Annotated in this window: 15 protein-coding genes and 1 pseudogene; 8 read left to right on the top strand and 8 right to left on the bottom strand. The window is 64.3% G+C overall.

What is annotated here, in order from left to right; translation table 11 throughout:
- Nucleotides 1–7: 7 nt before the first annotated feature.
- From EN850_RS30915 to EN850_RS30890, 5 genes and pseudogenes are all read left to right on the top strand, one after another.
- Nucleotides 8–961, top strand: coding sequence for a YihY/virulence factor BrkB family protein (locus tag EN850_RS30915; RefSeq protein WP_246689304.1), 954 nt, complete (start codon nt 8–10; stop codon nt 959–961).
- 115 nt (nt 962–1,076) lie between these two features.
- A complete protein-coding gene (locus EN850_RS30910) occupies nt 1,077–1,622 on the top strand; it encodes a DUF4142 domain-containing protein (RefSeq protein WP_136092837.1) in 546 nt (181 codons plus the stop codon).
- A 314-nt stretch (nt 1,623–1,936) separates the two neighbouring features.
- A pseudogene (locus EN850_RS30900) lies at nt 1,937–2,397 on the top strand (cupin domain-containing protein).
- Nucleotides 2,398–2,692: 295 nt separating this feature from the next.
- Nucleotides 2,693–3,085 (top strand): RidA family protein, encoded by a 393-nt coding sequence (locus EN850_RS30895; RefSeq protein ID WP_136092836.1) that lies wholly within the window; start codon nt 2,693–2,695, stop codon nt 3,083–3,085.
- Between the two features lie 223 nt (nt 3,086–3,308).
- On the top strand, nt 3,309–4,349 hold the full coding sequence (locus EN850_RS30890; RefSeq protein WP_189343779.1) for a branched-chain amino acid ABC transporter substrate-binding protein: 1,041 nt from the start codon (nt 3,309–3,311) through the stop codon (nt 4,347–4,349).
- Nucleotides 4,350–4,444: 95 nt separating this feature from the next.
- On the opposite strand, the gene carB is transcribed toward EN850_RS30890, so the two are convergent.
- From carB to EN850_RS30865, 4 genes are all read right to left on the bottom strand, one after another.
- On the bottom strand, nt 4,445–7,948 hold the full coding sequence (gene carB / locus EN850_RS30885; RefSeq protein WP_136092835.1) for a carbamoyl-phosphate synthase large subunit: 3,504 nt from the start codon (nt 7,946–7,948) through the stop codon (nt 4,445–4,447).
- A 417-nt stretch (nt 7,949–8,365) separates the two neighbouring features.
- Complete coding sequence (locus EN850_RS30875; RefSeq protein WP_136092834.1) at nt 8,366–9,160, bottom strand: SH3 domain-containing protein; 795 nt, start codon at nt 9,158–9,160, stop codon at nt 8,366–8,368.
- Nucleotides 9,161–9,264: 104 nt separating this feature from the next.
- Complete coding sequence (locus EN850_RS30870; RefSeq protein WP_136092833.1) at nt 9,265–10,053, bottom strand: metallophosphoesterase family protein; 789 nt, start codon at nt 10,051–10,053, stop codon at nt 9,265–9,267.
- A gap of 66 nt (nt 10,054–10,119) precedes the next feature.
- Nucleotides 10,120–10,476, bottom strand: a complete 357-nt coding sequence (locus EN850_RS30865) for a helix-turn-helix transcriptional regulator (RefSeq protein ID WP_135884117.1) — start codon at nt 10,474–10,476, stop codon at nt 10,120–10,122.
- 195 nt (nt 10,477–10,671) lie between these two features.
- Here EN850_RS30865 and EN850_RS30860 point away from each other — a divergent pair, with 195 nt between their 5' ends.
- Nucleotides 10,672–11,850, top strand: coding sequence for an MFS transporter (locus EN850_RS30860; protein WP_136092832.1), 1,179 nt, complete (start codon nt 10,672–10,674; stop codon nt 11,848–11,850).
- Between the two features lie 46 nt (nt 11,851–11,896).
- On the opposite strand, the gene EN850_RS30855 is transcribed toward EN850_RS30860, so the two are convergent.
- A complete protein-coding gene (locus EN850_RS30855) occupies nt 11,897–12,361 on the bottom strand; it encodes a MarR family winged helix-turn-helix transcriptional regulator (RefSeq protein WP_136092831.1) in 465 nt (154 codons plus the stop codon).
- 285 nt (nt 12,362–12,646) lie between these two features.
- Between EN850_RS30855 and EN850_RS30850 the strand changes: the two genes are divergently transcribed.
- Nucleotides 12,647–13,441 (top strand): SDR family oxidoreductase, encoded by a 795-nt coding sequence (locus tag EN850_RS30850; RefSeq protein ID WP_136092830.1) that lies wholly within the window; start codon nt 12,647–12,649, stop codon nt 13,439–13,441.
- 386 nt (nt 13,442–13,827) lie between these two features.
- Here EN850_RS30850 and EN850_RS30845 read toward each other — a convergent pair whose 3' ends face one another.
- Nucleotides 13,828–14,427 carry a LysE family translocator gene (locus EN850_RS30845; protein WP_135916331.1) on the bottom strand — a complete coding sequence of 200 codons (600 nt, stop codon included), beginning with the start codon at nt 14,425–14,427 and terminating at the stop codon, nt 13,828–13,830.
- Between the two features lie 56 nt (nt 14,428–14,483).
- On the opposite strand from EN850_RS30845, the gene EN850_RS30840 reads away from it, so the two are divergent.
- Complete coding sequence (locus EN850_RS30840) at nt 14,484–15,392, top strand: LysR family transcriptional regulator (protein ID WP_189591249.1); 909 nt, start codon at nt 14,484–14,486, stop codon at nt 15,390–15,392.
- A gap of 45 nt (nt 15,393–15,437) precedes the next feature.
- Here the strand turns inward: EN850_RS30840 and EN850_RS30835 are convergent, their stop codons facing one another.
- Both EN850_RS30835 and EN850_RS30830 read right to left on the bottom strand, forming a co-directional pair.
- Entirely contained in the window at nt 15,438–16,088 is a 651-nt protein-coding gene (locus EN850_RS30835; protein ID WP_135920933.1) for a dihydrofolate reductase family protein, read from the bottom strand.
- Between the two features lie 92 nt (nt 16,089–16,180).
- Nucleotides 16,181–17,023, bottom strand: coding sequence for a protein-L-isoaspartate O-methyltransferase (locus EN850_RS30830; RefSeq protein ID WP_189521951.1), 843 nt, complete (start codon nt 17,021–17,023; stop codon nt 16,181–16,183).
- Between the last annotated feature and the right edge of the window lie 25 nt (nt 17,024–17,048).

Below are 17,048 nucleotides of genomic sequence, written 5' to 3'. Positions count from 1 at the left end.
AGAAAGCGTGGTTGGCTTTGTCGACGACAATGCGCTTAGTCATGGCGCGGCGATGGCCTTTTATGCCGCCACGTCGCTGGCCCCGGTTCTGATAATTGTCGTCGCCATAGCGGGCATCGCATTTGGCCATGACGCGGCACAGTTGGCTTTGTCGGCCCAGATATCGGGGCTGATGGGTGCAGAAAGTGCGGCGCTCCTTCAGACAGCGCTCGAAGGGGCATCCAGCAAATCATCGGGGACCCTGGCGGCCATCATCGGCGTGGCCACTTTGCTCGTCACCGCCTCCGCGGTGTTTGGCGAGATGCAGCAGGCCCTCAATGCAATATGGAAGGTTGAAGCGAAAGGGAGTTCGCTGTCGCGTCTCTTGCGGGCGCGTGCGGCAAGTCTCGGCCTGGTCGCCGCCCTCGGCTTTATGTTGCTGGTGTCCTTGGTGGCGAGTGCGGCGATCTCCGCCCTGGGCAATTTGATCAGCGCTCATTTGCCGTTCGGCGAATTTGTTCTGAGCGCGATCAACACGTTGATTTCCTTTTCCCTGATCTCCGTGATGTTTGCGGCGATCTACAAGGTCCTGCCGGACCGCGCCTTGGAATGGCGGGATGTCGGGATCGGTGCTGTCGTGACCGCCGCTCTGTTCACATTGGGGAAGTCGCTTATCGGTTGGTATATCGGCACAAGTGCGATCGCATCATCCTATGGTGCGGCCGGAGGGCTGCTCGTCATATTGCTCTGGGTCTATTATTCATCGGAAATCTTTCTGCTCGGCGCGGAGTTGACCCGCGCCTATTCCGTTCGACATGGGAGCAGGTCCGACCTGGACGGGTTGGTTCAAACTGCTCCCGCTTCACAAAACCTTGTTTCGATTCGCCGACAGCCCAGCTCTTCGGGCGCCGTGGCGTTGTTGGCGGTGGCGAGCGTGAGCGCAGTGATGACAGCCTTTCTGCTGGGGCCTCGCCGCCCGTAGGGAGAGATCACGCCGCAGCCGCATGGCTGCTTCCCCTGAGGAGAAGGGACGCGGCTGGCAACCTCACCGCATCTGCCGCGTTGGGTCTGCGAGGACACGTTCACGGAGCGTTTCGATGAAACCGCATCTCGCCATTGCCATGCTGGCCCTTCTGGCCGGCGCGCCTTCAGCCTTTTCCCAGCAGGCGGTCGGCACCTTGCCGGCGGTGTCGGAGGACAAGGTCGACGCCGACACCTTCACCAGGACGCTGGCAAGCGCCAATCGCTTCGAGATCGAAAGCAGCAAGCTGGCGCAGAAAAAGGGCGTTGCGGCTGATGTGGCCGATTTCGCCGCGTTGATGGTCAAGGACCACACCAAGGCCGGCCAGGATTTCAAGGCGGCGCTGGAAAGGAGCCAGACCACGGCATCCATCAAGCCCGAAGGCCCGCCGCTGTTGCCGGCAGACCAGGCAATGCTCGACCAGCTCAAGACGCTGGATGGCGAGGCCTTCCAGGCCAGGTACATCGCCTTGCAGACCGAAGCGCACAAGCAGGCTGTGGCGCTGTTTTCCACCTACGCCCGCTCCGGCGACGACCCGGCGTTGAAGGAATTCGCCAAGAAGACGCTGGAGGTGCTGAAGATGCACGAGATGCATCTGAGGGATGTGGCGGCGGTGCATTAGGGAATTCGACAGCCAGGACGGACCAAGGACAGCGCTCTACGGCGCCCCCCTCTGTCCTGCCGGACATCTCCCCCACGAGGGGGGAGATCGGCTGTCATCTCGGCCTTCGCCAATTTCCAACGTTGCAAGAAGAGAGCCGGCGCCAAAGCGGCCAATCTCCCCCCACGTGGGGGAGATGTCCGGCAGGACAGAGGGGGGCGCCGTGGGGCGCCAAGTCCGATATCTCTCGCCCCGTGGCAAACCCCACACCCAACCTGGCCCTTTGCCTCCGCCCGCCATGAACTACACTGCCGGCATCACCCTCGGGAGCCACCATGCCCAAGATCGACCTGTCAGCCGTGCCCGTCCGCAAAGGCTCCGGCTACCCCGCACCCTTCGACGCCCTTGCGCCGACCGCACGCGCCGGCGCCTCGGCGATGCCGGCGGGCTCACCGATTTCGGCGTCAACCTGATGACCTTGCCGCCAGGCGGCCGGTCGAGCCAGCGCCACTGGCACAGCCATGAGGACGAGCTCGTCTATGTGCTGGAGGGCGAACTGGTGCTGGTCGAGGATGGCGGCGAGACGCTGCTCAGGGCCGGCGACAGTGCTGCCTTCGCCAAAAACAGCGGCAACGGCCACCATATGATCAACCGCTCGGCGACGACGGCTGTTTACCTCGAGGTCGGCTCGCGCAATCCGGACGACGTCATCACCTGCGACATCGACATGATGAGCCCGAGTTCCGATGGGCGGTTTTTGCACAATGATGGAACGCCGTATCCGGGGCAGGGGTGAACCCCGGGGGCGGCGCGCGACGCGGGCCTTCCTTCTCCCCTTGTGGGAGAAGGTGGATTGCCGCGAAGCGGCAAGACGGATGAGGGGTGTTCCGGCTTGGCGCCACGTTCATGCCGGGCAGCACCTCAGGGTGAAAACGGACGAAACCAGCAACGTCTCGTTCCTTCACGCACCCCTCATCCGTCTCGGCGCTTCGCGCCGATCCACCTTCTCCCACAAGGGGAGAAGGAAGAACGGCGCTGGCGTTCCGTCGTCGCCGCGCTAAGCTCCCCGCGAAACCCAAGGGAGCACACCCATGAAGAAACAAGTCATCGAAGTACCCGTCATGTCGGACAAGGTACGCTCACTCGGCCTGCCTTGTTCGACGGCGGTGAAGGCCAACGGCTTCGTGTTCATCTCGGCGACGCCGCCGGTGGACATGGTGACCGGCGAGATGGTGCGCGGCGACATCGAGGTCCAGACCGAGGCGTCGCTGAAGGCGCTGAAACACTGCCTGGAAGCGGCCGGCACCTCGCTGGAGAATGTCGTGATGGTGCGCATCTACGCCGTCAATTCCGGCTTCTACAACGCGATAAACAGGGTGTATGCCCGGTATTTCAACGTGAACCCGCCGGCGCGGAGTTTTGTGCCGGTGGCGTCATGGCCGATGGAGTTCGATATCGAGATTGAGTGCGTGGCGGTGGGGTGAGGGGCGCACTACAAGATTCCGTTCGCTGCGGCGGAGACCTTCAATTTGCTGAAAGCGCATGTTATCTTTCTCTTTTGGAAGGCTACTTTCTAAATACCTTTCTGGGGCGGAAATGCGTAGTTTTTGGCTTGGGCTTCCTCGGCTTTTTACAATATTGGCCTTGGGCCTGTTGGCGGCGTCAACGGCTCCTCAATCAGCGGCCGCGGCTTGCCCTGATATTCCCATGGCCGTGGCCGGCCCCATGACGGGAGATTGGGCCGTTTACGGCGAGGAAATGCGCCGTGGCGCTCAACTCGCAGCAGACGACATCAATGCCAAAGGTGGGATTGGGGGATGCAAGATAGCGCTTGTCGTCCTTGATGATCAGGGCACCCCGGATACCGCCATCGGCATTGCCAAGGCATTTGCTAGGGACAGAGTTCGCTTTGTTGTTGGCCACTACAATTCAGGGTCTTCAATTCCAGCTTCGCAAATTTACGCCAAGAACAATACTTTGATGGTCAGTCCAGCATCCACAAATCCCGGGCTTACCGAATTCAAGCTCTGGAATGTTGTTCGCACAGCGGGGCGTGACGATGTTCAAGGGACGTTTGCCGGCGAATACATGGCGGATCATTTCGCAGCTCGGAATCTGGCCATCGTAAGTGATGGTACGCCCTATGGAGACGGCTTGGCGAACAAGGCCCGGAAGGCGCTGCGAGCAAAGGGGCATCCTGAAAAGCTGGCTATCAAGGTTAGATATGATCAGACCAATTTTGGAGACCTGATCGGCAAAATGAAAGCCGCGAAGATCGACGTTGCGTTCTTTGCCGGGTTGGGGGACCAGTTGGGTCGGCTTATTCGTCAAAGTGACGAGGCTGATATGCACCTGCAATTCATCTCCGGTGACGGAGCCATGGTCAAGGGTCTGACTGGCTTGGCCGGGCCGGCTGTTCAGGGGACCCTGATCGTGTTTTCCCCCGAGGACCGGTCCAATCCAGCTGCAAAGGATGTGGTTGCGCGTTTTCGCTCTCAGGGGTTCGAGCCCGAGGCTTATACGTTGAAGTCCTATGCCGCCGTCCAGGTCATCGCCGGAGGTATCGAGATGGCAGGAGTCCAAGCGCCGAGGCTCGTCGCCGCCGCCATAAAATCAGGCAAGCCGATTTCGACCGTATTGGGCGATCTGACGTTCGACGCGAAAGGCGATCGGCGCCAGCCTGATGTGGCGATGTATGTCTGGACGAAACAGGCGAACGGTGGCCTGTCGTTGGAGCCGATGAAATAGGGCCGCTTGGCAGTCCCAACTTGAGATGTGAGCGCTGCCCCTCATCCGCCTGCCGGCACCTTCTCCCCGTGAACGGGGAGAAGAGAGCTAATCGCCTAAGCAAAATACTCCTGCAGCGGCCTGACCTCCAGGCTCCCAGCCTTCAACGCCGCGATCGCCTCCGCCACCGCCGCTGCGCCCGACAGCGTCGTGTAATACGGCACCTTCTGCATCAGCGTTGCCCTGCGTAGCGACTTCGAGTCCGACACCGCCTTCTGGCCGTCCGTGGTGTTGAAGACGATCTGCACCTGGCGGTTGCGGATGGCGTCCTCGATGTGGGGGCGGCCTTCCAGGACCTTGTTTATCTTCTCGGCCACGACGCCGTTTTCGGCGAGGAAGCGCTGCGTGCCCGAGGTGGCCAGCACCTTGAAGCCGAGGCCGGCGAGGCGCTTGACCGCCGGCAGTATGCCTTTCTTGTCCTCGTCGCGCACCGAGACGAACAGCGTGCCGGAGCGCGGCAGGTCGACGCCGGCCCCTAACTGGCTCTTGGCGAAGGCCAGCGCGAAGTCGCGGTCGAGGCCCATGACCTCGCCGGTGGAGCGCATTTCCGGGCCGAGCAATATGTCGACGCCGGGGAAGCGGGCGAAGGGGAAGACGGCTTCCTTGACCGCGATGTGGCCGGGATTGCGCGGGTCGGGCATGGCGCCATAGTGGGCGAAGGCATCTTCCAGCGTCTCGCCCGCCATGATGCGGGCGGCGATTTTCGCGATGGGGCGCCCGATGGTCTTGGCGACGAAGGGTACGGTGCGCGATGCCCGCGGGTTGACCTCCAGCACATAGACCGTGCCGTCCTTGATCGCGTACTGCACGTTCATCAGCCCGCCGACATTGAGCGCGCGGGCGAGGGCCGCCGTCTGGCGTTCCAATTCGTCGACCAATTCCGAGGGCAGCGAGTGCACCGGCAGCGAGCAGGCGCTGTCGCCGGAATGGATGCCGGCTTCCTCGATGTGTTCGAGAATGCCCGACACGAAGGTCGCCTTGCCGTCGCAGAGGCAATCGACATCGACCTCGATGGCGCCCGAGAGATAGGTGTCGAACAGCAGCGGGTTCTTGCCCAAGAGCGTGTTGATCTGGCCGGTCTTGTCGTTGGGGTATTTCTGCTTGATGTCCTCCGGCACCAGGCCGGGCACGGTGTCGAGCAGGTAGCTCTGCAGCATGCTCTCGTCATGGATGATCTGCATGGCGCGGCCGCCGAGCACATAGGACGGGCGCACCACCAGCGGGAATCCTAGCTCGCCGGCGACGGTGCGGGCCTGCTCGACCGAATAGGCGATGCCGTTCTTCGGCTGAGTGAGGTTGAGCTTGTGCAAGAGTTTCTGGAAACGGTCGCGGTCCTCGGCCAGATCGATCATGTCGGGCGAGGTGCCGAGGATCGGGATGCCTGCCTTCTCCAGCGCGTCCGCGAGCTTAAGCGGCGTCTGGCCGCCGAACTGGACAATGACGCCGACCAGCTCGCCCGAGGCCTGCTCGGCGCGCAGGATCTCCAGCACGTCCTCCGCCGTCAGCGGTTCGAAATAGAGCCGGTCGGAAGTGTCGTAGTCGGTCGAGACCGTCTCGGGGTTGCAGTTGATCATGATCGCTTCATAGCCGGCGTCGCGCAGCGCGAAGGCCGCGTGGCAGCAGCAATAGTCGAACTCGATGCCCTGGCCGATGCGGTTCGGCCCGCCGCCGAGGATGACGACCTTCTTGCGCGCAGAGACCTGCGCCTCGTTGGCGAGCGCGCCGGCGAAAGGCACTTCATAGGTCGAATACATGTAGGCGGTCGGCGAAGCGAACTCGGCGGCGCAAGTGTCGATGCGCTTATAAACCGGATGAACGTCGAGCTTTTCACGAATCTTCTGAACGACTTCGGCGTCGGTCTTCGTCAGCGACGCGAGGCGGGCGTCGGAGAAGCCCATGGCTTTCAGCATGCGCAGATTGACGGCGTCCTCAGGAATGCCGTGCTCGCGGATGCGGGCCTCCATGGCGAGAATGCCGGCGATCTGTTCGAGGAACCACGGGTCGATCTTGCACATGGCGTGCACGTCTTCCAGCGACGTGCCCATGCGGATCGCCTGCGCCACCATGCGCAGCCGGTCCGGCGTCGGGGTGCCCAAGGCGGCGCGGATGGCGTTGCGGTCGTCGGCGTGGTTGGCCGCCACGGCGCCGTGGCCGAGGCCGGGGATCTCGATCTCGTCGAGGCCGGTGAGGCCGGTTTCCAGTCCACGCAGCGCCTTCTGCAGCGATTCCTGGAAGGTGCGGCCGATGGCCATGACTTCGCCGACCGACTTCATGGCGGTGGTCAGCACCGGCTCGGCGCCGGGGAATTTTTCGAAGGCAAAGCGCGGGATTTTCGTCACGACATAATCGATCGACGGCTCGAACGAAGCCGGCGTCGCGCCGCCGGTGATGTCGTTCTCCAACTCGTCCAGCGTGTAGCCGACGGCGAGCTTGGCGGCGATCTTGGCGATCGGGAAACCGGTCGCCTTGGAGGCAAGCGCGGACGAGCGCGAGACGCGCGGGTTCATCTCGATGACGACGAGACGGCCATCGGCCGGGTTGACGGCGAACTGCACGTTGGAGCCGCCGGTCTCGACGCCGATCTCGCGCAGCACCGCGATCGAGGCGTTGCGCATCATCTGGTATTCTTTGTCAGTGAGGGTTAGCGCCGGGGCGACGGTGATGCTGTCGCCCGTGTGCACGCCCATCGGGTCGATGTTCTCGATCGAGCAGACGATGATGCAATTGTCCGCTCTGTCGCGGACGACCTCCATCTCATACTCCTTCCAGCCGAGCACACTTTCCTCGATCAGCACTTCGGTGGTCGGCGAGGCGTCGAGGCCGGACTGGACGATGTCGTAGAATTCGGCCCTGTTGTAGGCGATGCCGCCCCCGGTGCCGCCCATGGTGAAGGAGGGGCGGATGATGGCGGGAAGGCCGACATGGTCGAGCGCCTGGGCGGCGATCGCCATGCCGTGGCTGATGTAACGCTGCTTGCGGTCGCCTTCGCCGAGGTTCCAGCGGGTTTCCAGCGCGTCGAGCGCGGCGTCGAGGTTGTCGGGCTTCTCGGCCTTCAGCGCGGCGCGCTCGGCTTCGTGCGTCTTGCGGTCGGCATTCTTGACGTCGGTGGCGTTGGCCAGCATCGACTTCGGGGTTTCGAGCCCGATCGTCTTCATCGCCTCACGAAACAGCGCCCGGTCCTCGGCCTTGTCGATGGCATGGGCGTCGGCGCCGATCATCTCGACATTGTAGCGCTCGAGCACGCCCATGCGGCGCAGCGACAGCGCGGTGTTGAGCGCGGTCTGGCCGCCCATGGTCGGCAGCAACGCGTCGGGCCGCTCCTTGGCGATAATCTTGGCCACGACCTCGGGGGTGATCGGCTCGATATAGGTGGCATCGGCCAGTTCCGGGTCGGTCATGATGGTGGCCGGATTGGAATTGACCAGGATGACGCGGAAGCCTTCCTCCTTCAGCGCCTTGCAGGCCTGGGTGCCGGAATAATCGAACTCGCAGGCCTGGCCGATGACGATGGGGCCGGCCCCGATGATCAGGATCGACTTGATGTCGGTGCGTCTTGGCATGTCTGTGAATTCCGTTCGGCAGCGGGCTTGCACAAAAAACCGGGACGGGAAGACCCGGCCGGTTGTGCTCGCGATTCTGGTATCAGGCTAGGAGGGCCTTATAGGGAAGAGTTTTGCCCGATGTAACCCCGAAAATGCGGGTTTGTGTGGGGTTTTACGGCCGGGGCAAAGGCGTTGGGTTTGAATTGGTACCTTGCGGGGCGTTTGCGCTGCCCCTCACCTGCCTGCCGGCATCCTCTCCCCGTATAGTGACGGGGAGAGGGGCGCTATCCCTTGTGGTTTCGCCAACCTCCGACGTTGCAAAAAAGCGCGGCTTTGCGGACGGCTTCTTTCTCCCCGTCCACGGGGAGAAATGTCCGGCAGGGCAATGAGGAGCAGCGCAAACCCCGGCAATTGAGCAGCCATTGCAAAAGCCGCCTAATCCCCCAGCACCACCGTATCCATGATCTCGAAGCGCTCGGACACGCCAATGCGGATCATGTTGAGTTTGCCTTCCCTGGTGAAGCGGAAGTCGCTGCCGGCGTCCGAGCTTGCCGGCAGGCCGGCATCGAAGGAGATGACGCGCCTGCCGCCATCGGGCCAGGTCACGGTCACGTCGGCCTTGTCCGTGTCCTTGCGCGTCACGTTCGCCGCGCAGGGCGCCATGGGCTGTCCAACGTAGCGGGCGCAGGGAATTTGCAGGGTTCCGTTCGCCGCCAGCGCCAAGCCATAGGCATCCTGCATGGCGATCTCCGCCGCGGATTTCGGCTTGGTTTCGGGGCTGGCCGGCTGGGTCGTGCTGCCCAGCCGAGCGGTCAGATCGGGTGCATCGGGCGTCGCGCCGGTACCTCCTTCGGCGGGCGCGGCGGCAGGCGTATCCACGGCCTGGTCCGGCACCGTCGCCGGATTGAGGGGAACGAGATAGCGCGCCGGCGTCCAGCCGGTTGCCTTGGGATTGTCCGACTCGATCTTGCACCAGGGGTGGCCGTCAATGTCGTTGCAGCCGAGGTTTCGGACGCTCGCACCGGCGGCCAGGCGGGCCTCGGTCTTGCCGATCGGCGACGGCTTGGCGCGGACATTGAGCAGGTCGTCGGGGGCGAGCCCGGTGACAACGGAGATGAACGGCGCCTCTTCGGCATGGGCCGGCACGACAGCCGGCCACGCCGCCATCAGCAGCGGAGCGGCAATCAGCGCATGCAAACTTTGTCGGAGCGTAATCGTGCGCCTCATCATTTGGCCGTGCGCCGTACTCAAATCACCCTGCCGCGGCGGTCTCGCCGCATGCCCGGCCGGTTTTATAAGGGACGACGCGCCGCCATGTAAGTCTGAAATTCAGGCTAACCATGGTGCAAACCATTGTGCTGGGCCGCTTCCGGCATGAAGCCGGTGCGCAGGCCGTGCGCCCATTCCGCGCGTCCCGCATCTTCGGCCTGACGCGCCGCCGCCTCGTGGTCGTAGTCCACCGCGATCATCTCGAAACGATCCTGCCGACCGGCGCCGCCCAAGCTGACGATGCCGTAGCGCGCGTGCGGCGAGCCCTGTTCGGAGACATGCGGCGGAGGCGTGTCGTCGTCATAGGCAGGGCAGCCGATGCTGCCCGGATTGAAGATGACTGGGCCATTCGGGATGCGGATCAATTCCGCGCGGTGGCTGTGGCCGCAGAGCGCAATGCGGCAGGCCGGGTCGAGTGTCTTCAGCCGGCGCCGGATCGCCGCCAGCGGCGCGCGCACCAAATGGCCATCGGTCACGGCATCGAGCAGATATTTCTCGTCATGGTCGGGGCGGGCGTGGAAGGCGATGACGCCAGGCGCGATCTCCAGGGTCAGCGGCTGGGCCAGCAGCGTATCGCGCTGCGCCTGCGTCAGCCGCTCCTGCGCATAGACGTCGGACGCCCACATGGTTTCGTCAGGGGGATCGGCGGCGACGCGGCGGTCATGGTTGCCGCGCACCGTCGGCAGGTTGAGCGCTTCCAGCCGTTCCATCGTCTCGCGCGGCCACAGCGGCCCCGAAACGCTGTCGCCGAGATTGACGGTGACGTCGGCGCCGCCGCGCCGCGTCAGGTCCTCGAGCACGGCGTCAAGGGCGAGAACGTTGCCGTGGATGTCGGCAAGGACGGCTATGCGCATGAGGAGGTTCCCGGTGGGTGGCAGGACCTGGTCTCCTCACCCCGCTTCGCGACTGAGAGGAAAAGTTCAGGCCGGCATTTCCAAATCATGACCGCCGACCGCGGGCAGGGCGGTGTCGTCCGCGGCCGCGGCGATGACGCTGTCGAGCAGGCCGGGGAAGCGGGCGTCGAGATCGGCCCGGCGGAGCGTGATCATGCGGTTGGTGCCGACCACCTCGGCGCGGGTGACGCCGGCCTCGCGCAGTTTGGCGAGGTGGTAGCTGAGATTGGTCTTGGAGGCGAGGTCGAGGAAGCGGCTGCAGTTCAGTGGCACGCCTTCCTTGCTGGCCAGATAGCGCACGATCGCGAGCCGCGTCGGGTCGCCGAGCACGCCGAGCACGATGGGCAGGCTGATCTGGTCCGTATTGGGGTGTGGCAAGGTCATGGCAGGAACCTAAGCACAGTTCGGGCCGATTTCAACGCGTCGATCCTGCTCGGCCCATACACACTGTTTCTCCTTCCCGTGACCGTCCTGACACAGGGTTGTCAGCATGGTTAAGCTATTTTGCCCTGGCTTCATTGACATCATGGCCTGTTATGTCCAATTGTTCAATAACTTTTGAACTAAGGACGCATTCCCATGGACAAGAGAATCTTCTGGCTAGCGCTCGGATCGTTCGCGATCTCGACCGAAGGCTTCGTCATCTCCAGCCTTCTGCCCGACATCGCCAGGGATGCCGGCATCTCCGTGCCGCTCGCCGGCTCGCTGATCACCGCCTTCGCGCTCGCCTATGCGATCGGCACGCCGATCCTGGCGACGCTGACCGGCGAATGGGACCGGCGCCGCGTCATCCTGTGGACGCTGGTGTTCTTCGTCATCGGCAATGTCGTCGCCGCCCTGAGTTCCTCCTTCGAAGTGCTACTCGTCGCGCGCATCATCATGGCGCTGTCGTCGGGCCTGTTCGCTGCGACCGCGCAAGGCACGGCGGTGGCGCTGGTCGACGACCATCACCGGGCCCGCGCCATTGCCGTCGTCGTCGGCGGCACCACGGTGGCGGTGGCCGTCGGTGCGCCGCTTGGCGCGCTGGTTGCGGCCATCGCCGGCTGGCGCGGCACCTTCTACGCCATTGCCGGCCTTGGCGCGCTGTCCGGCGCCATCCTGTGGTACCGGCTGCCACGCGGCATCATCGGCACCAGGCTGCCGCTGAAGCGTCGGCTGGCGGCGGCGATGCGTCCCGGCGTGATGCCGATCCTGGTGACGACGGCGCTTGCCCTCATCGGCGCGTTCACCGTGTTCAGCTTCATCGCCCCGCTGGCCATCGAAGGCGCCGGGCTGTCGCCGATCGCGCTTCCTGGCATGCTGCTCGCCTTCGGCGCCGGCGCCGTCATCGGCAACATTGCCGGCGGCCAGGCCGCCGATCGTTTCGGCGCGACGCGCACCGTCGGCTGGTCACTGACGCTCTCCGCCGCCATGCTCGTCACCTTCTCGCTGATCCCGACCTTCCTGCCGCATCACCTCGCCGGACCGGCGCTGATGGGCATGATGGTGCCGTGGGGCATCGTCGGCTGGGCCTTCCCGCCGGCGCAGGCGAGCCGCATCATCAAGCTCGCCCCGGACGCGGCCCCGATCGTGCTGTCGCTCAACGCCTCGGCGCTCTATCTCGGCGTGGCGCTGGGTGCCGTGGTGGGTGGAGCGGTATTGCGCTACGGCGCGCCGGCCGATCTCGGCCTGATCGCCGCGGCCTTCCCGGTCATCGGGCTCGGCATCGTGCTGGCGGGGCGGGTGTTTGCCAGACCGGTAGCGATGCCGGCCGAATAAGATCGGCCCCGAGGCTTACATCGCTGTTTTTTACGCGGCCGCTTCTTCAGCTGGAAGGAGCGGCCGCGGGCAGTTCCAGGTTCAACGCAGCCACTTCATCGAGCGTGGCCCGCAGTTTCGCGGCCTGCTCGGCGCCCATCATGGCCTCGAATTGCCGCTGGGCAACGCTCCATAGCTTGATCGCCTCGTCGAGCTTGGCCTGGCCGGTCGGCGTCAGCCGCACGCGCTTGACGCGGCGATCGACCTTGTCGGGGAAGGTTTCGACATAGCCGTCGCGAACCAGAGGCTTCAACGTGTGGCCGAGTGCCGAGAGATCCATGATCAGCGCCTCGGCAATGGCCCCCATCGCCGGTTCGCCGCCGACACTGATCTGGAAGAGCAGGCCGAACTGCGTGCCCTTCAAGCCGGAAGGCGCCAGCGCGTCGTCGTAGAAGCGGCCGAGCCTGCGCGCGGTGCGCCGCAAGGTGGCATTGTTGCACTGGCTGAATCCCGGCTGCTGAACGTCGGTCATGTCAACTCCTTGCCGGAGCATTTCCGGCGAAAACGCATCGCCTCCAATGCTCTCTCTTCTTACGCAATTTCGGACGCAAAACCGCTAGGCGCTTTTGCTGGAATTGCTCTGGCAGGTGCGCCAGCCCTGTCGCAGAAATAGTTTTCGCGGATGCCGTTGACAAGATAGTGGCATATACCTATTTCGGCGAAAGTGGTATATGCCACTAATTGACACCAGGACAATGGGCCCTGCCGTCGGCGCATTCGTCGAAGCCGAACGAGAGCCAACAGAAGGAACGTGACGATGAGCAAGAACGACAACAAAGGGACAGCCGTGATAACAGGCGCTTCCTCGGGCATCGGCGCCGTCTATGCCGACCGACTGGCGGGGCAGGGCTATGATCTGGTGCTGGTGGCGCGCCGCGCCGACCGGCTGCAGGAGCTGGCCGAGAAGCTGCGCCATGCCTACAGCCGCAAGGTCAGCGTGATCGCGGCCGACCTGTCCGACGACGACGATGTGCGCCGCGTCGAGAAGGCGATATCAGCCGACGAGAGCGTGACGCTGCTGGTCAACAATGCCGGCCTTGGCGGTCAGGCGGTGGTGGCAACCGCCGACGCGGATGCCGCCGAGCGCATGATCAAGGTCAATGTCGTGGCGCTGACCCGGCTGACCCGTGCCGTGCTGCCGGGGCTTTTGGCGCGCAACCGTGGCGGGATCGTCAACATCGCCTCGGTACTGGCCTTCGACACCTCGTTCGGCGGCATCTACAGCGGCACCAAGGCCTATGTCGTCAACTTCACCGAAGCGCTGCATCGCGAGGTCGCGGGCACCGGGGTGACGGCACAGGCGGTGCTGCCGGGCGCGACCCGGACCGATTTCTGGGAGCTTTCCGGCAGCGATATCGACCAGCTTCCGAAGGAAATCATCATGACCGCCGACGATATGGTCGATGCCGCCCTTGTCGGCCTGGCGCGGGGCGAGGCCGTCACCGTGCCGGCGCTTGCCGATACGGGAAAGCTGGATACGTTCCTCGGCGCCCGGCAGGCCTTCTATGGCAGCTTGCACGCCGACAAGCCGGCAGCCCGCTACGCGGCTTGAGGCCACTTCGGTCTGGGACTCTGGCGCTTGTGCACATCTTCCGCGACTAGCGTGGCCGATCGGCCCGAGGCTTGATTGCCACGTGGTTCCCCCAATCCGTCGCGGCTTCGCCGCGCCACCTTTCCCCCCTCCGGAGGGAAAGGAAGGGAGCGCTACTGGGCGAGCATTGACGGCAAAAAGCCTGGCGCTTTTCCTCTCCCCCGTCGATCGGGGGAGAGGTGGCTCGGCGAAGCCGAGACGGAGTGGGGGTCGACCAGCGCGGCACAAGACAATTCACGCGCTAAGCCGTCATGCCACGCGATCGCCGCTACCAGCCGCCCGGAAATGCGCGCGTCCCGTAGCGCTATGGCGGGGCAAGAAACCCAACTCCTGGAAGGCCGACGCTTCTAATGCGTCTGCCACATCGGAATGATCGAGGCGGCCAGCACCAGCGCCAGCACGATGTTGAGCGCGCGCCATTGCCATTCGGTCTTCAACAGCCGTGCCAGCACCATGCCGGCCGCGCACCAGGCAGACAGCGAGATGGCCGCGGCAAGGCCGAAGGTCGAGCCGAGCAGCAGCGCCAGTTGTCCTGGCCCGTCGGCAAGCGCGGCGAAGGAGGCTGCCGCGCCCAGTCCCATCGCCCAGCCCTTCGGGTTCATCCACTGGATGCCGGCGCCGCCGAAGAAGCTGTTCGGCCTGGCCATGGTCACGTCGAGATTGGGCGGTCCGGCGCGGCCGATCTTGATTGCCAGCCAGACGAGATAGAGCGAGCCGGCGATCTTCATGGCAAGCTGCAGCGACGGCATGGCAAGCAGCAGCCCGGCAAGCCCGGCGGCGGCGGCCCCTGTCACGGTAGCGAGCCCGGCGGCGCTGCCGATCATCAGCGGGATCGACCTTCGGAAGCCGAACCGGGCCCCGGAAGCGGTCGACAGGGTAGTGGCGATGCCCGGCGTGGCGGTGGCCACGAAGGCAAACAGGATCAGCGGCAAGACAGGCTGGAGCATGGGGCATCCTTTGTCGGAAGCTCCATGGTAGACGCGGGCTGGCATCAGTAAATGCAATGTTTGCGATGATCAGCATTAGCATCTATAATGAAGACATGATCCGCAATCTCGACACCAGTCTCGTGCGCACCTTCGTCACTGTCGCCGACAAGGCGAGCATGACGGCGGCGGCGAATGCGCTCCACCTGACGCAGGGCGCGGTCAGCCAGCAGGTCAAGCGGCTGGAGGAGACGCTCGGCTGCAGCCTGTTCGAGCGCGACCGGCGCGGTCTGCGCCTGACCCATTCCGGCGAGCGGCTGTTCGACAAGGCCAGGCGCCTGCTCAGCCTCAATGACGAGATCTGGTCCGAGATGGCGGGGAGCGCTGTCGCCGGCCAGGTGCGGCTCGGCGTGCCCTACGACCTTGTCGGCACCTTGCTGGCGCCCGTCCTGAAAGCCTACGCTGAAGCCTATCCGCAGGTCGAGATATCGCTGCTCTGCGCCTCCTCGCCGGAACTGGCGGCGGCACTGGCGGCGGGAACCATCGACCTCGCGGTGATCGAGGAGCGGGTCGGCCCGACCTCGGGCGAATGCCTGGCCGTCGACCGGCTCGTCTGGGTCGGGGCGAGGGGCGGGGCGGCCCGCGCCAAGCGGCCATTGCCGGTCTCGATCGTTGCCGACACCTGCGCCTTCCGGCCGGTGGTGCTGTCTGCACTCAACGCGCATGGGCTGGAATGGCGCAGCGTGTTCGAGAACGGCAATATCGACGCGACCACGGCGACGGTGCGCTCGGACCTGGCCGTCACCACATGGCTGGCTTCCACCGTGCCGGCGGATCTCGACATATTGCCGTTCGACGCCGGCCTGCCGCCGCTGCCGAATTTTGCCATCAACCTGCATCTGCCGGGGCATGGCGTGGGTACGGCTGCGCGGGAGTTCGCGCGGCATATCCGTGATGGGCTGGGGCGGCGGGTGCAGGCGGCTTGATGGTGCGCCCTTTCTCCCTGTATAGTGACGGGGAGAAAGAACCACTCACTTCCAGTTCCTACGCCGCTCGAGTTCGGCGTCGGATGGTTCGCCCGTAACAAACGAGCCGACCTCGATTTCGCCCGCGCGCTCATAGGTCGCCATGATGACGCCGGTGGTGGATGCCTGCGATTTGACCAGCTTGAAGGCGGCCGGCATCGCGGCATCGCCGAACAGCCGCTTGCCCTTGCCCAGCAACAGCGGGAAGGTCATCAGCCGGATCTCGTCGATCAGCCCGTTGGCGAGCAAGGTCTGGATCAGATTGCCCGATCCCTGGATGAGCAGGTCAGGTCCATCTTCTTGGCGGAGGCGGCGCAAAGCCGCTATGATATCAGGCCCGAGCGCGTGCGTGTTCTGCCAGGCCAGGGTATCCGGCCGATGCGTCGCCACATATTTGGTCGCGGGGTTGAAGGCATCCGCGATCGGATCTTTCTGATAAGGCCAGTACGCGGCGAAGATGTCGTAGGTTCTACGGCCGAGCAGCAGGGCGAACGGTTTGGAGAACAGGTCCTCCATTGCCGCGCCCGCCACCTCGTCAAAGTAGTGGAACGTCCAGCCGCCGAATTTGAAGCCGCCGACCGGATCTTCTTCCGGCCCGCCCGGCGCCTGCATGACGCCATCGAGACTGACGAAGGTCGCGGCGATGATTTTTCTCATCCGTCTTCTCCTTTTTGCGATCCGCGCCGTCACGGCCGGATTCAACTTACGACGAACGGCAGGCTTCCTTTTCGACACGCGACGACAAATTTCTAGCCGTTGTCGCCGGCGTGAACGGGGTCGGAGGAGAACCAGACTTCGCCGAGGATTGCGGTGGCGGTGCTGTCTGGCTGCCTGTCCTCAATCAGCCAGACAGAACGGCTGCGCGTGGCCTCTTCGCGTGTCGGGATCTTCGCCGCAGGAGGGATCGCCGAGGCGCCGACGCAAGGGATGAACCACGAGCGCATGAAGGGATGGCAGGCAAAGCCTTTTTCTCTGTGAGTCACCATCACCGCGAACGGAATGCTCTCGGCCGGACGCCAGGGGAAGATCATGCGGCCACCGGGGCGCAGCGCCCTCAGCCATCCGGCGGGAGGGGCCACGACGCCAGCATTGACATAGATGATGTCGGATGGCGGCAGGGGCGAGGTCACGGCATCGCCATGGACAACCGTCGCATTGCCATAGGCTTCGAGATTCCTGCGCGCCAGTTCGGCCATCTGGTCGTCGAGTTCGAAAGCGGCGACGGTGCCGCCTGGCGAAACCAGCGTGGCCAGCAAAGCCGTGTAGTAACCGCTGCCGGCGCCGATATGCGTGACGGCCTCGCCGGGTCTTGGCGCCAGCTTTCCGATCCACATGGCGTGCAGGAACGGCTCGCCATTGTTGATGCCCTTTTCGGCGTCGAGCGTCACCAGCACATTCTGGTAGATATGGGCCGGGTCCGCGGTCGGCGTCGTGATCTTGGCGTTGCCGGCAATGACCGTCCATGGCCCCGGACCGAGAAAGGCCTCGCGCGGCACGCTGGCGAACACCTCTTCCAGGCGCGGATCCGATGAAGCGGCGTTGGCCGCCATCAGCCGCGCGTAGAATCTCCTGATGTCTTCGATGTTGCTCATGGCATCGGGAAAGATAGAGCGATCT

This window comes from Mesorhizobium sp. M8A.F.Ca.ET.207.01.1.1, assembly GCF_004794715.1.
Taxonomy (GTDB): domain Bacteria; phylum Pseudomonadota; class Alphaproteobacteria; order Rhizobiales; family Rhizobiaceae; genus Mesorhizobium.
Note: the sequence above shows the minus strand (reverse complement) of the source record. Positions and strands in the feature narration are given on the sequence as shown.

What these genes read in the sequence shown, in the direction of transcription:
- EN850_RS30890 (WP_189343779.1), top strand. Translation starts at nt 3,309, where the DNA reads ATGGCCGTGGCCGGCCCCATGACGGGAGATTGGGCCGTTTACGGCGAG.
- EN850_RS30895 (WP_136092836.1), top strand. Translation starts at nt 2,693, where the DNA reads ATGAAGAAACAAGTCATCGAAGTACCCGTCATGTCGGACAAGGTACGC.
- carB (WP_136092835.1), bottom strand. Translation starts at nt 7,948, where the DNA reads ATGCCAAGACGCACCGACATCAAGTCGATCCTGATCATCGGGGCCGGC.
- EN850_RS30910 (WP_136092837.1), top strand. Translation starts at nt 1,077, where the DNA reads ATGAAACCGCATCTCGCCATTGCCATGCTGGCCCTTCTGGCCGGCGCG.
- EN850_RS30840 (WP_189591249.1), top strand. Translation starts at nt 14,484, where the DNA reads ATGTTTGCGATGATCAGCATTAGCATCTATAATGAAGACATGATCCGC.
- EN850_RS30850 (WP_136092830.1), top strand. Translation starts at nt 12,647, where the DNA reads ATGAGCAAGAACGACAACAAAGGGACAGCCGTGATAACAGGCGCTTCC.
- EN850_RS30870 (WP_136092833.1), bottom strand. Translation starts at nt 10,053, where the DNA reads ATGCGCATAGCCGTCCTTGCCGACATCCACGGCAACGTTCTCGCCCTT.
- EN850_RS30830 (WP_189521951.1), bottom strand. Translation starts at nt 17,023, where the DNA reads ATGAGCAACATCGAAGACATCAGGAGATTCTACGCGCGGCTGATGGCG.
- EN850_RS30860 (WP_136092832.1), top strand. Translation starts at nt 10,672, where the DNA reads ATGGACAAGAGAATCTTCTGGCTAGCGCTCGGATCGTTCGCGATCTCG.
- EN850_RS30835 (WP_135920933.1), bottom strand. Translation starts at nt 16,088, where the DNA reads ATGAGAAAAATCATCGCCGCGACCTTCGTCAGTCTCGATGGCGTCATG.
- EN850_RS30875 (WP_136092834.1), bottom strand. Translation starts at nt 9,160, where the DNA reads ATGATGAGGCGCACGATTACGCTCCGACAAAGTTTGCATGCGCTGATT.
- EN850_RS30865 (WP_135884117.1), bottom strand. Translation starts at nt 10,476, where the DNA reads ATGACCTTGCCACACCCCAATACGGACCAGATCAGCCTGCCCATCGTG.
- EN850_RS30845 (WP_135916331.1), bottom strand. Translation starts at nt 14,427, where the DNA reads ATGCTCCAGCCTGTCTTGCCGCTGATCCTGTTTGCCTTCGTGGCCACC.
- EN850_RS30855 (WP_136092831.1), bottom strand. Translation starts at nt 12,361, where the DNA reads ATGACCGACGTTCAGCAGCCGGGATTCAGCCAGTGCAACAATGCCACC.